Source organism: Pedobacter sp. HMWF019, from assembly GCF_003061025.1.
Taxonomy (GTDB): Bacteria; Bacteroidota; Bacteroidia; order Sphingobacteriales; family Sphingobacteriaceae; genus Pedobacter.
Genome location: NZ_QAIL01000408.1, coordinates 1 through 13763 on the forward strand (window position 1 = coordinate 1; position 13763 = coordinate 13763).

Here is a 13763-nt window from a genome sequence, read left to right on the forward strand (position 1 = left end):
ATTTTATAATAGATACCGGCTTCTTGTTTTCATCGATGGCCACAAAAGAGAATTCTCCAGTCACTGCTTTTTCTCTTAGTTCAGAATACATCTGTTCCACGTAAATATCGACCTTCACTTTTAAACTGGTATTTCCAATATGGCTAACCACTCCAATCAGTTCTACAATTGTTCCGGCTGGTATAGGTTGCTTGAAATCAATTCTATCACTACTTACTGTAACCATGATCTGACGGCTGAAACGGGTAGCTGTAATAAAGGCTACCTCATCCATCATATGCATGGCCGTACCTCCAAAAAGGGTATCGTAGTGGTTTGTTGTATTGGGAAATACAGCTTTAAAGATTCTGGTTTCTGATGCTTTGATCTTCTCTTCTATTGTCATTTTTAACGCGCTTTATTTGCGGCCAAAGATAAATAATATGACCTTATTATGCAGCTATTTCAATTTCATGACTGTTATCTGCTTTTCTGCCTCTACAAGCATTCAACATAGGTCATTTTAGTTCATAAATAATATAGAGTGCTACCAAACAAAAAGAGGTGCCAGTTTATGCTGACACCTCTTTTATATAGCTAAATTTAAACTATTTAGCAGTGTTTTTTTTCTCAGTTACTTCAGTACGGATCTCTTGAGCAAGTACTTTTAAATCTTGCATCGCTTTACGTACTCTTGTACCTGCAGCGCCATTTCCTGCATTGTAAAATTTCTCTACATCTGCCTCAATTGAAGAGATCAGTTCTTTAACGTTTGTGAATTTTTCCATGTTTTGATTTTTAATTTATTTGCCAAATATATACTTTTTAACAAAAAAACATACAACCTCTCCCTCCAAATATGCTTATTATTGTATCATTGAGGCTATATTTTCATTTTTTACACCTCAATTTCTACCATCACCTATAAAAGAAGCTACAGAATTCCTACAGACTTATTTCGGTTATTTAAGTTAAAATCAATTTACATGAAAAGGATAACTGCATTAACTGCCTGTTTAATGAGCTTATGTACTCTGGCCAGTTCACAAACTAAAACCGGCCTGCATCTGCTAAAACAACACAAGATCAATAGTGACGGTGGATGGGACTACATTAGTATTGACCCTGTACACCAGCGCATTTACGTTTCTCATGCCACACAAGTAAATATATTGAATACACTTACAGGCGATTCTGTTAGCTTTGTTCCAAATACAACCGGAGTGCATGGAATAACATTTGCAACTCCGTTTGACAAGGGTTACATCAGTAACGGGAAACTGGCAACTTGTACTGTCATTGATTTGAGTAACTATAAAGTGCTCAAACAAATTCCAGTTGGACAAAACCCGGATGCTATATTCTATGATGATTTTTCTAAAAATATTATTGTATTTAATGGCCGCAGCGCAAATGCCAGTATTATCAATCCGGTGAACGATAAAGTGATCGCGACAGTAGATTTAGGCGGAAAACCCGAAGCCGGTGTATCTGATGGTAAAGGCACTATTTTTGTAAATCTGGAAGATAAAAATGAAATAGTAGCTTTTGATGCCAAAACCTTTAAAATCAAACACCACTATAAACTTTCAAAAGGAGAAGAACCAAGCGGTCTTGCAATAGACAGAATGAACAGCCGTTTATTTACGGTTTGCAGCAATAAAATAATGGTGGTATTAAATGCCAAAACCGGAAAAGAAATTGCAATGCTGCCTATAGGCGACGGTTCTGATGGAGTTGCCTTTGACCCTGCTGTTCAGTTGGCTTACAGCTCTAATGGAGATGGAACAATGACCGTAGTTAAAGAATTCTCCGCTTCCAGATTTGAAGTCATTGAAAACATTAAAACGGCGCCTGGCGCCCGAACATTGGCGATAGACCCCAGAAGCCATCATATCTTTATGCCAACAGCAGATTTTTCAGCAGTCGCCACTGTAGGAAAACGCCCCCAACGGGTTCCGCAAACATTTCGGATACTCGAAATTGGGAAATAATAAAATATCTTTATATTAACCGACTATTTCGGTTAGATCAACAAAACATGAACTTTTTTAATTCTATTGCCTCCATTTTTCAGGAGCATTTAACATTGATCCAGGTAAGCCTGTTTGCTGGTTTAATTTCAATTTTATGGTTTGCAGAGGTATTCATTTCTGCGAACCCATGGAAAAAGAAATTAAACCATTCTTCTATTAATTTTCTTTTCATTTTCACAGCCCTTCCTATTCAACTGGCCATCACCCTCGGGGTACTGGTTATTTCAGACTGGGTTGTCAGTCATCACTGGGGCCTGTTATTTTTACTTCCTCATCCGGAAAGTTTTTGGGTTAAATATGTGATTGGGTTTTTCCTGCTTGACTTTTTTGAATACGCCTATCACGTAACCATGCATAAGGTAAACAGACTTTGGAAATTCCACCTGATACACCATACCGATACCCAACTCGATGTATCTACAACCATCCGGGAACATCCTGGAGAAACTTTTATCAGGGTATGTTTCTTAGGCCTGTGGGTTTTTCTTTCAGGTGCTTCTCTTGGCTTGCTGGTACTAAGGCAAACCGTCCAGACTTTTTCTAACATTATTGCACATACACATTTACAGCTTCCTGAAAAAATAGACAGAGTTCTTGGGTGGTTATTGATTACCCCGAACCTTCACCATGTTCATCATCATGACAGCATGCCCTACACAGATTGCAATTATGGCGACGTATTTAGTATTTGGGATCGTATTTTTGGCACCTATAAAGAAATGGATCATAGTGCGATCAACTATGGCCTGGACATTTTTGACGCAAAACATTCTGATAAATTTGTATATCTGGTTAAAACACCTTTTAACGAAGAATACCTCAAACCAAAAGCAAACTTGCCCCTTTAATTGCTGAGCTTGTAAAATTTACAGATCAGACTAGGCAATACAATCAATAACAGTGGGAGCGCAATTAAAAAACCACCAATTACAGCTATAGCCAGTGGTTGATGAAGCTGGGCTCCCGCTCCTATACCTAATGCCAATGGAAAAAGAGCAATAATTGCCCCAAGGGCTGTCATCAGCTTCGGTCTTAAACGTGTAGAAATTGCATAGGTAATGGCTTCATCCATGTCTTTTTCATGCAGAGACTCTTTAAACTGCAGAAAAGTGAAGATTGCATTTTCCCCAATAATCCCTACGATCATAATTAAACCTGTATAGCTACCTACATTTAAAGGGGTATGTGTTAAAAACAAAGCGAGATAACTTCCCGAAATTCCCAATACCGAGATCGTCAAAATGATAAATGCAACCCGAAAATCTTTAAAGAGAAATAAGATCACACTAAAAACCAGTAAACTAGATGCAATTAAGATCGTCAACAGTTCCTTAAAAGATTGTTGCTGGTCGGCATAAGCCCCACCGTACTCAATATGGTATCCTGAAGGTAAAGCAATCTTAGCCCCCACTTCCGACTGGATATCCTTCATTACGCTACCCAAATCACGGCTGTCCAACCTGGCAGTAACCACGCCTATAGACTGGAGATTCTCACGATCAATCTCTGCTGAACCTGTTTTCAATTCCACCTTAGCCATATTTTGGATTGGGATCACTGCGCCTCCTGGAAGAAAGATCTTTAACCGCGCCAAATCTGCTGTACCAAAATTTCTGCTTCCTGGGTAGATCATCCGTATAGGAGAAAGTTGTTGTTTATCATAAAGTTGCCCGATAATATTGCCCTGCAGCGCAGTTTGAACCTGAAACTGAAAACTGGCCGGACTAACTCCATACTGGGCAAGCATGCTGAAGTCTGGCTGAATATTTAAAGTGGGCCCTGACAAAACAATTCCGTTAAATACGTCTGCCGTACCATTTACCTGATGGACAACATCAGCAACTTTCTTAGCCATAATCTGAAGTTTTTCCTGGTCGCTACCAAATATTTTAACTTCTATTGGTTGCGTAGAACTCATCAGATCTCCAAGCATATCTCCTATCACCTGACCAAAATCTACTTTGAGCGCAGGCTGAGTGGTTTCGATTTTTGCCCTGATCTCTGCAATAACTTCCTCCGTTGTTTTACTTCTGTTCTTCTTTAACTGGATCAGGTAATCGCCGGTATTGGGTTCAGTGATGAAAAAGCCCATCTGTGTACCGGTTCTTCTGGAATATGCTTCTACTTCTGGAATTTTAACGAGTTGTTTCTCCACTTCCCTTAGCGTCCGGTCTGTTTCGGCAAGTGAAGTTCCCGGAGGGGTACTATAGTCAAGTACAATACTACCCTCATCCATTTCAGGAAGAAATCCAGTTTCCAGATGTGGAAAAACCAGTACAATAGAAGCCACAAGTACTACAATCATGATCAAACTGATGTATGGCCTGTGAATGAAATACCCAATCCATTTCTGGCTTTTTACCTGATGGGCATCTTCCGGCTTTTCTACAGTGTTGAGCTGACTGTTCCTCGTTAGAAACAAGTAAATTACAGGCAAACCAATCCAGGTTACAAAAAAAGAGCAAACTAGTGTAATGATCATGGTATTGGTCATCACCTGGAAATAAGATCCGGCCACGCCTGTCATCAAAACAAATGGTATAAAAATAACAATCGTATTTACGGATGAGCCCAGCATTGCCGGAAACAAGTAATCTACAGCTTTCTTCAGTAGTGTAACTGTTGGCTCTTCGGGATGCTCTTCGTGAGTCCGGTGAATCTGTTCTACCACAACTATGGCATCATCTATGATCAAACCTATTGCTGCCGCAATAGCACCTAATGTCATAATATTTAAGGAATAACCAATAAAATACAAAACGATAATGCTTAGACAAAGCGTTACAGGGATGGTAATAAGGATGGTTGAACTCGCTTTTAACGATCTTAAAAAGATAATAGCCACTACAATCGCTAGCGCCAGACCTATAAGTAAGCTATCCCGTACACTCTTAACTGATTCATTGACAAAATCGGCCTGTACATAATAAGGCTTAATAAATACCCCGGAAGGAAGAATTTTCTTTAACTGACTGATCTTTTGATCCATCTGATCTGACAAGTCCACAAGATTTGCGTTGGGCTGTTTAATTACCGCAATTAAAATTCCATCTTTTCCATTAGCGTTGATCCTGGTGTATTCCACCCCCTCCTGAATATTCACATTTGCGACATCCTTAACTCTGACAATCCGGTTTCCATTTTTAGTCAGCGTTAAGTTTTCGAGGTCTGACTTGGTTTTAACTGTTGCATCAGTTATAGAAAGATACAAATAGTTATAATCGGAAAGATAACCATTGGATTTTATAAAGTTGGTTTGAGACAAAGCGTTGTTGATCTGATCTGGTGAAATGCCCAGTGCCGCCATTTTTTGATGATCAAGTTCAAGCCAGTATTCCTTCGTTTTTCCTCCGATAACGCGGATCTCAGATACACCACTAACCTGTGAAAGAAAGGGCTTAACTGTATAAGTGGCCAATTGCTTCAATTCAATTGGAGATTTTGTATGACTTTCCAGACTATAACCACTTACCGGTAATATCGAAGGATTCATCTTTTCTACAGATACATTTACGCCTGCAGGCAGGCTATTGCTGATTTTTTGAATCTGTGATTCAATTCGCTGCTGACTTAAATCTATATCGGCACCGCCATTCATATAAGCAGAAATCTCGCAACTTCCTCTGCTTGTTACACTGCGGATCAGCTTAAGATCAGGTATCTGTTTGACTGCATTTTCCAATGGACGTGTCACCGTAACCACCATTTTATCTACCGGCTGGAGTTCTGCATCCGCGATGATCTTGATTTTCGGAAAAGTAATTTCTGGAAATAAAGAAGTCTTCAGCTGGGTATAAGAGAACAGCCCTCCTGCAAGAATAAGGATGAGTACAACCAGCAAAGGATTTTTGTGTGAAATAAAAAAGTTCTTCATAACTACTTATCGACTTTAACTTTTGCCGTATCTGCTATTCCATAATTCCCTGTAGTGATGATCCGGTCCTTTGAATTAAATATAGGATCAATGATTTCAATCGACTGCGAATTCTCCATACCTTTTTTTACCGGAACCTTAACCGCTGTTGAATCATTAATAAGCTTCATCACCCAAAATTCATCTTCTGTTTCGTTAGCCAGGACGGCTGATTTTGGAAGCGTTTGTGCATTTGATTTTGCTGTCTTGGTTATTCTTACTTTAGCAATGAGACCTTCTGGGATGGTATGCGGTGGCTTTACCCTAATAATAATTCGCTGTGTTTGTGCAGCAGAATCTACAGATGGCATTGCCCCACCTAATGTCCCTTTCAATTTTTCACCATCGGGTAAAATAAGTTCTATATTCTTGTTTTGATCAACAACTGAACGCAATTCGTATGGAAGATCAAGCAGGAACACGAGACTATTCCGGTTGCTAATCGCAGCTAAAGCTTCGCCATCCTGAACATAGTCTCCCTGTTGATGATTTACCTGTGTTATAAAGCCGCTCTGCTCGGCACGTATTTTTGAAATTCCAGAAAATTTAAAACCGGGATCTAACTGATTTACAGCATTCCCAATTGCTTTTGCTTCTTTGGTAATCAAGGTAAACAAGATGGTATGTCCACTCACCTCTTTTCCTGGCTGTGCATTGGAAAATTGTACATAGCCATTGATATTTGCTTTAACATAACTTTTTTGCAAATAGGAACTTACTGCATTCAATTCAATAAAATCTGAAAGTGGTTTGGTTTCTACATAAGCTACTTGTACCGGTATAACCGGGGCTGCAGGTTCTGAAGCGGCTTCTTTATTTTGATTACAGGCAGTTAAGAACAACCCCGAAAACAATAACATTGGCAATAAATTCTTCATGATCATGACTTTATGCTTTATCTGTTCCAGTAATTCAGCTGATTAATGAGTTTTAAACGATTTATATTAGTTTGTCGCAATAGATTTTGTGAGCTCATATAATTATTAATAGCAATCACAAAATCTGCAATTTTCACATCTCCCGTCCGAAGGAGTTTACTGTCAACTTCTATAAGGCTTCTGGTAAATTTAATTTGCGCTTCGATTTGTTTAAACATCGAATCTGTTTCCCGGATTTGCTGTTGGAGCATATCTAACTGTTGTTTATGCTGATTAAGGAAATAGTTTCTATAATAGGAACTGGTCTGAGCCTGGAGATCAAGTTTGCTATATTGCATTTTTCTTTGGTGTCCATCGTATATAGGTATGGAAATCGTAAAACCCGCGCTCGTTCCAAAATTTCGATACGGTTGTAAAAGAAAGGACGAATTATACCCCCCATTTACATATACGCCCGCTTTTGGTTTATACGAATTGTCTACCGCTTTTCTGTCATTAACTGTTTTTAGACTGTCAATTTCAAACCGTCTAAGAAAAAAACCTTCCTGCGATAAAGGTTTCACAGGGTTAAAAATGGGCTCTTTTAAAACAACTGTCGTAGTATCGTTAATCCCAGAAAGATAATTTAATGAGGCAACATCCACTTTGTACTGCAATTCTGCCTGTTTCAATTGCAGTTGTTGTTGCTGATAAGTAACCAGAAATGTCAGATATTCGGTCTGCTTATACGCATTGGATCTGGTCAATTCTTTAAGTAAGGATTCTTCTGTTTTCAGTAAGCGAACGATATCCAGATTAAACTCAACCTGTAACTGGCTGGCGTAAGCTGTAATGTATTGATCGGTAATTGCTTTTCGGAGATCAAGTTCAGAGAGTTTGCTGGCATAGCGAATAGAATCAGCCTGCAAACGAATCGTTTTTTGTTGGTTTTGTTTTATCCCATTCCCAACAATACCATAATTCATAGTGAGCAAAGCATCCAGTGTATGAGAATTTGTTAGGGCTTCATCATAACCATAGCCTTTAATAACCGGGGCATATAAACCCGTAGAGCTAGCTGTTAATTGAGGAAGGTATCCGGCTTTCAAACGCATACTATCAATTTTGTTCATCAGCAGTTGATTGTTATAATCCTTAGCCAATGGACTAAATTTGATCGCCTGGCCAACAAAGAATTCTAAATCCTGCGCTACCGGATGAACCTGTGCCTCTCCAATATTGATCAACAAAATCGGAAACAAGAGAATTAAAAGCGTTTTTTTAAAATGTTCCATTGAATGACAATCCAAAACTATGTTGCTGATAAGAAGGCATCACATTGTAACTTAAAGCATTTTTACCTAAGATAAGTCTTTTCAGTTTAGGATAAACATAATAAGCGACTTTCGTAGAGAGTATTCCAAATCCTGCACCGGCTACTACATCGCTTACCCAATGCCTATTATTATAGAGCCTCAATACACCCGTAGCTGTAGCAACGGTATACCCAGCATAACCAATCCATGGAGATACATCTTTATACTCCTGATTTAAAAATTCGGCTGCAGCAAAGGCATTTGCAGTATGCCCAGAGGGAAAAGAATCGTACGCAGACTCATCCGGCCGTTGACGACGGGTAATTTTCTTCAAACTGGTTACAGTCCCCCCCATAATCGCCTCAGATAACACATATAAACCTGTTGCATCGATTAAAGTATGTTTTCCTTTAATCCCGGCAAGATTTAACGCATATACAGCCACAGCAGGTGCAAATTGCAAGTAATTATCCGCATGTGCTGCAAATAAAGGGTGGTCCTCCTGCAACTCATCTTTCGTACTTTTATCCAATTGCTTTACTGGCTGGAAATTAGTTAAAGACACCAATCCATAGCCAATAAACACTGCTGGTATAATAAATGAGGTCACTTTCGGTTTATAATCAATTCCTGAACTGATCAGAGAATGCTGTTTAACTGCGCTCGTATCCAGTGAATCTTTTTGCTGCGCATAACATAGACCAGGTAAACAAAACAGCCATAGTAATTTAAATATCTTCATAGCCCTAGTGGTGCTTAAATTCTCCTCTAAGCTAGATTCGAATTATGAAGAAATTCTGTAGTTACCTTATTGGACTTAAAATTTCCCCGCTATGGAGAGACCCGCAGCGTGGTTCTGGTAAAATGGCGCTGCGCTAAGACGGAGATTCTTTTGCCCTGTCAATAATCGTTTCAATGGTGGATAAACCAGGTAAGCTACTTTAGTTGATAAAATCCCTATGCCTGCCCCCGCCACAACATCACTAAACCAGTGTGCATTATTATATACTCTTAAAACAGCTGTCGCCGAAGCCACAGTATAACCAGCTACACTATACCAGGGAGAGATATCACCATACTCTTGATTGATCAGTTCTGCGCCCGCAAATGCAATTGCGGCATGACCTGATGGGAAAGAAACAAAATCAGAATGATCTGGTCGTTCTTTATCTGTTGCTTTTTTCACTATGCTCACCGACCCCATAACCAGAACACCAGAAAGAAGCATCAAACCGGTCTTATCGGCAATACGGTGTTTGCCTTTAACACCCAGGGCCTCCAATCCATATAAAGCCACAAACGGAACGTACCTTAAATAATCATCCGCATAGGTATTAAAATTTGGCCTGCGTTCATTTCTTTTCTCAGCAATGTAATGATCAAAGTTTTTAAGCGGGCCGCCTGTTAATGCGATCAGACCATAACCTGCTGCTGCAATCCCCGGAAGAAAGCTTTTAAAGCTCTTCCTGTTGGTCACCTGAATCACAGGTTTTTTTGATGAAATACTATCAATTACTACAGAATCTTTCACTTGTGTAAGACCCCGCTGCGAAAAATTGAAAAACAGAATTAAAGTGGCAAGGAAGGTAAAATAGTTTTTAGACATTGACGAATAGATGCTGTATAAACTCTCAAGGTAAGCAATTTTTGACCAATCTTCAAAATAACTACAGAATTCAATCTTATTTATGCAGAAAAAAACTGATGCGAATTTTCTTTACCTGTCTTCTTTCATTTATATTAATTTGCCCCTATTTAGCCAAAGCTCAAAACGACGCAAGAGTTACAGGAAGTATAACAGATCTTCCTTCCAAACAACCCTTGGAGTTTGTTAATATCATTTTAAAGAACCAAAAAGACAACAAAGTAACTAAACATGAAGTGACCGATAAAAAGGGTAAGTTTATTTTAGACAATATCCCTTTTGGCACTTATTATATTCTATGTACCTATATTGGTTACAGCGATACAAAGTCAAATGTATTCATTCTGGATATCAACCATCCTGCCGCAGATCTGAATTTGCAAATGAGTGGCACGGGTAAGCAGTTAAACGAAGTGGAAATAAGCGCAAAAAAAGCCCTGTTTACCAATACAATAGATAGAAAAGTCTACCATGTAGACATGGATCTGACTGCTAAATCTGGTTCAGCCAGCGACGTGCTTCAAAATGTACCACTGGTACAAGTAGATATTGATGGTAATGTAAATCTAAGGAACTCCTCTGCTATGATTTTGATCAATGGCAAGGTCTCACCCCTGATGTCTGGAAGTAACGCCGCAGCAGCACTTCAGCAATTGCCTGCAAACAGTATTGAGAGAATTGAGGTGATTACCAACCCTTCAGCAAAATACAAGCCCGATGGCGCAGGAGGAATAATCAATATTGTATTAAAGAAAAATACAAAAAGAGGGCTCAATGGGAATGCGACAGTAAATGCAGGGAACAGGGACCGCTACAATGCCAGCACCGCACTGAATTATAATACAGGAAGACTAAATATATTTGGAAGCTACAGTCTTAAACAAGATGACAGGGTAAGAACCATTCAGAACGACCGCATACAAACCGATCCAAAGAATGGATCTGTAAATGACTACCATGATTACACCCTTGCACGCGCGCGTCCTTTTTCTAATCTTGCCACACTTGGCTTTGATTATACATTAGATGAAAAAAACAGTTTCGGTGTTTCTGTAAACTACTATTTGAGAAATATGAACAAACATGATCTCGTCAACAAGAAAGTGGAAAGTGCTGCAAATGGGAACCAGGATTATGACCGAAAGAGAGAAAATCACGAACGTGAATCTTCATCTGGTACTGCGGCCTATTTTGAACATCTCTTTAACAAGCCTGAACAAAAATTACGTTTGGAACTGAATCTTGATCATAAACCAGAAATAGAAGACAACCATTATACAAATACTTACCGGCTTCCATTAATCCCAGACGAACTGGACAATACCCTGATCAAGCAAACTACAGATAACAGGCACGTTAATCTTGGCTATGAAGCTCAGGTAGGAAAAGAAGGAAAATTTGAAGCTGGCTATGCTGGCCAGTTCAACAAACAGGATATGGATTTTTATGGTGCAGCTTTTGATCAGAAGAAACAAATGTTTGTTACAGATTTAACCAAGACAAATCATTTTATCTATAACGAAAACGTGCAGGCATTATACAGCACATTCTCTACAGCGTATAAAAAAATCAGCCTGATGCTGGGCTTAAGGGGGGAATACTCCAACCTGGATTCCAGACTCATTACAACTGGCATTTCCGTGCCTAACAGTTATTTTAAGCTGTACCCAAGTCTCCACCTTGGTTACATGCTTGAAGAAAACAAGGAGTTACAACTTAATTACAGCAGAAGGGTTCGCAGACCCGAAGCCGATGACCTGAATCCTTTTCCCGAATATCCGGACCCAACAAATGTAAAAGTTGGTAATCCCTACTTGCTCCCTGAAATTATTCATTCCGTTGAACTCGCTTACCAATGGAGAAAAGGTGGTATTAGTGTACTTCCTGGAATCTATTATCGGTATACGTACAATCGTTTTACAGCAATTACCGAACCCCTGAATGATTCAGTTCTGGTCACCAGACAGCAAAATCTGGCTAGTGACCAGGCTATTGGTGCAGATGTGGTGGTATCAGGCTCTGTAGGTGAGCAATTAAATCTAAGCTTCACCCCAAATGTATTTTACAGTACTATCGACGCTTCTAACCTTGGTTACAGTTCAAAAAAATCAACAATTACATGGTCTGCAAATCTGAATGCTACTTATGCGATTACCAAAGGAACCTCACTACAAGTCAATTCCATATATAAATCAGCAAGATTAACTCCTCAGGGAAAATACCTCCCAAGCTTTGTTATGAATTGTGGCGTAAGGCAGGATATCTTACATAAAAAAGCATCTGTTTATATAACAGTTTCAGATATATTTCGTTCCATCAGGCAGGAAGCCCAATTGGAAAGTCCGTTATTGACCCAGCATATGCTCACCAAAAACAACTCTCGGATCAGTTATCTTGGCCTTAGCTATAATTTCGGAGTGGTAAAAAAGAGAAAAGACCTTCAATTTGATAATTCTGTTCAATAGTCCTAAAGCCGCAATTCCTTAATATTTTCATAACAGACAAGGAGATGTCATCAGTGGAAGATTGTTTAAAATTGCGCCCTGTCGGAAAATGATCAATGACCCTAAAAAACAAAGTACTCTGGCTAATCGCAATCAGCAGTCTCCTTCGGATTGTCATTGCAGCTACAACTGCACTTGGTAACGATGAGGTATATTATTGGACCTATGCTTTACAACCAGATTGGAATCATTTTGACCATCCACCCCTGGTTGGTTTGATGATTCGGTTGTTTACCCTGAACCTCCATTTTAGGGAAGAACTCTTTGTCAGGCTGGGGGCTTTATTTTCAAGTGCATTTTGTACTTTAATTCTCTATAGGATGCTGAGCAGATTGCACAGTGAAACTGCTGGGTGGTACGCCGCTTTATTGTATACTTCTTCTTTTTATTGCAGCATTATTGCTGGCTTACTTATCCTGCCTGATTCACCGCAGCTGTTCTTTTGGCTTATTTCAGTTTATTTGATGATGGAGGTTTTTATTATACAGCCTGAAAAACACAACAAAATGCTCTTGCTTGGGCTAAGCATAGGGCTAGCTACAATGTGTAAGGTACACGGCGTTTTTCTTTGGGTTGCTGCCGGAGCCTATATTCTGTTCTTCAACAGAGAATGGTTGGCCAGATGGCAATTGTACTTATCTATTCTGATATTTTTTCTTATCACATCTCCTATCCTTCTGTGGAACATCCAAAATCATTTTATTACTTATACTTTTCATGAAGCACGAGTCAGTTCCACTGGCGGGACCTTTAAACCACTTGATCTGCTGAGGGAATTACTCGGGGAAATTCTGTATAATAGTCCATTAAATTATCTGCTTTATTTAATTGCCTTAACAGCCTTGTTCAGAGGACAGTTTCAGATACATTCAAAATTAAAATATCTACTACTCCTGCTTGCATTTCCATTACTAGCTACCATTTGGATCATTTCCAGCTTTAACCCAACACTTCCACACTGGACAGGCCCGGCATTTATTGCTCTAATCATTTTGACGTCGATCTATCTTGCACAGCGTCAACCTGGCCCGCAAATACCGCTTTTAGTAAAAGTCAGCCTTACATTAACTGTAGTAACCATTATATCTGCATGGATATACATTAACTGTTTTCCTGGCACAATGGGCTCTAAATCAAAGGAAAACCTTGGAGAAGGAGATCCGGCACTGGACATGTACGGATGGGATCAGCTCAGAGATCAGTTTAAGTATATAAGAACGGCAGATCTCAGAAGCCATCTGATGCAGGCGTCAAGTCCGGTACTTTCCGAAAAATGGTTTCCTGCCGCTCATCTGGAATTCTATATCGCCGAACCACTGAACACCGATCTGCTTGCAGCCGGATCGATAAACAATATTCATAAATTTGCCTGGCTAAACTACAAAAGAAAACTGCTCCAAACTGGAGAAAATTGCTATTACATAACACCATCTACCCTCGCGTTCTCTCCAGAACAGCTCTATGGAGCCTATTTTAAATCCATAAGCAAGCCTATTGAAATACCCATTAAAAG

Annotated in this window: 11 protein-coding genes; 4 read left to right on the forward strand and 7 right to left on the reverse strand. The window is 39.4% G+C overall.

What is annotated here, in order from left to right; translation table 11 throughout:
* Both DBR11_RS21990 and DBR11_RS21995 read right to left on the reverse strand, forming a co-directional pair.
* Positions 1-385, reverse strand: a 385-nt coding sequence (locus DBR11_RS21990; protein ID WP_108554762.1) for an acyl-CoA thioesterase, incomplete at its 3' end; no start/stop codon positions are given.
* Positions 386-587: 202 nt separating this feature from the next.
* The gene (locus DBR11_RS21995; RefSeq protein ID WP_108554763.1) at positions 588-767 is read right to left on the reverse strand and encodes a histone H1; all 180 of its coding nucleotides are present in this window, start codon (positions 765-767) and stop codon (positions 588-590) included.
* Positions 768-965: 198 nt separating this feature from the next.
* Here DBR11_RS21995 and DBR11_RS22000 point away from each other — a divergent pair, with 198 nt between their 5' ends.
* Positions 966-1973 (forward strand): YncE family protein, encoded by a 1008-nt coding sequence (locus DBR11_RS22000; protein ID WP_146186627.1) that lies wholly within the window; start codon positions 966-968, stop codon positions 1971-1973.
* Between the two features lie 47 nt (positions 1974-2020).
* The gene (locus DBR11_RS22005) at positions 2021-2863 is read left to right on the forward strand and encodes a sterol desaturase family protein (RefSeq protein ID WP_108554765.1); all 843 of its coding nucleotides are present in this window, start codon (positions 2021-2023) and stop codon (positions 2861-2863) included.
* On the opposite strand, the gene DBR11_RS22010 is transcribed toward DBR11_RS22005, so the two are convergent.
* The 5 genes from DBR11_RS22010 to DBR11_RS22030 form a co-directional block, all read right to left on the reverse strand.
* Positions 2860-5889 (reverse strand): efflux RND transporter permease subunit, encoded by a 3030-nt coding sequence (locus DBR11_RS22010; protein WP_108554766.1) that lies wholly within the window; start codon positions 5887-5889, stop codon positions 2860-2862. The genes DBR11_RS22005 and DBR11_RS22010 overlap by 4 nt on opposite strands.
* 2 nt (positions 5890-5891) lie before the next feature.
* Positions 5892-6806, reverse strand: a complete 915-nt coding sequence (locus DBR11_RS22015) for an HlyD family efflux transporter periplasmic adaptor subunit (RefSeq protein WP_108554771.1) — start codon at positions 6804-6806, stop codon at positions 5892-5894.
* A gap of 17 nt (positions 6807-6823) precedes the next feature.
* Positions 6824-8080: a TolC family protein gene (locus DBR11_RS22020; RefSeq protein ID WP_108554767.1), complete on the reverse strand. Its 1257-nt coding sequence runs from the start codon at positions 8078-8080 to the stop codon at positions 6824-6826.
* Positions 8067-8843: a phosphatase PAP2 family protein gene (locus DBR11_RS22025; RefSeq protein WP_108554768.1), complete on the reverse strand. Its 777-nt coding sequence runs from the start codon at positions 8841-8843 to the stop codon at positions 8067-8069. Before DBR11_RS22025 ends, DBR11_RS22020 begins: the two co-directional genes overlap by 14 nt.
* A 75-nt stretch (positions 8844-8918) precedes the next feature.
* Entirely contained in the window at positions 8919-9707 is a 789-nt protein-coding gene (locus DBR11_RS22030; RefSeq protein ID WP_108554769.1) for a phosphatase PAP2 family protein, read from the reverse strand.
* Between the two features lie 98 nt (positions 9708-9805).
* Between DBR11_RS22030 and DBR11_RS22035 the strand changes: the two genes are divergently transcribed.
* Positions 9806-12211 (forward strand): TonB-dependent receptor domain-containing protein, encoded by a 2406-nt coding sequence (locus DBR11_RS22035; RefSeq protein WP_108554770.1) that lies wholly within the window; start codon positions 9806-9808, stop codon positions 12209-12211.
* 95 nt (positions 12212-12306) lie between these two features.
* A partial coding sequence (locus tag DBR11_RS22040) for a glycosyltransferase family 39 protein (RefSeq protein ID WP_146186628.1) occupies positions 12307-13763 on the forward strand: 1457 nt, incomplete at its 3' end.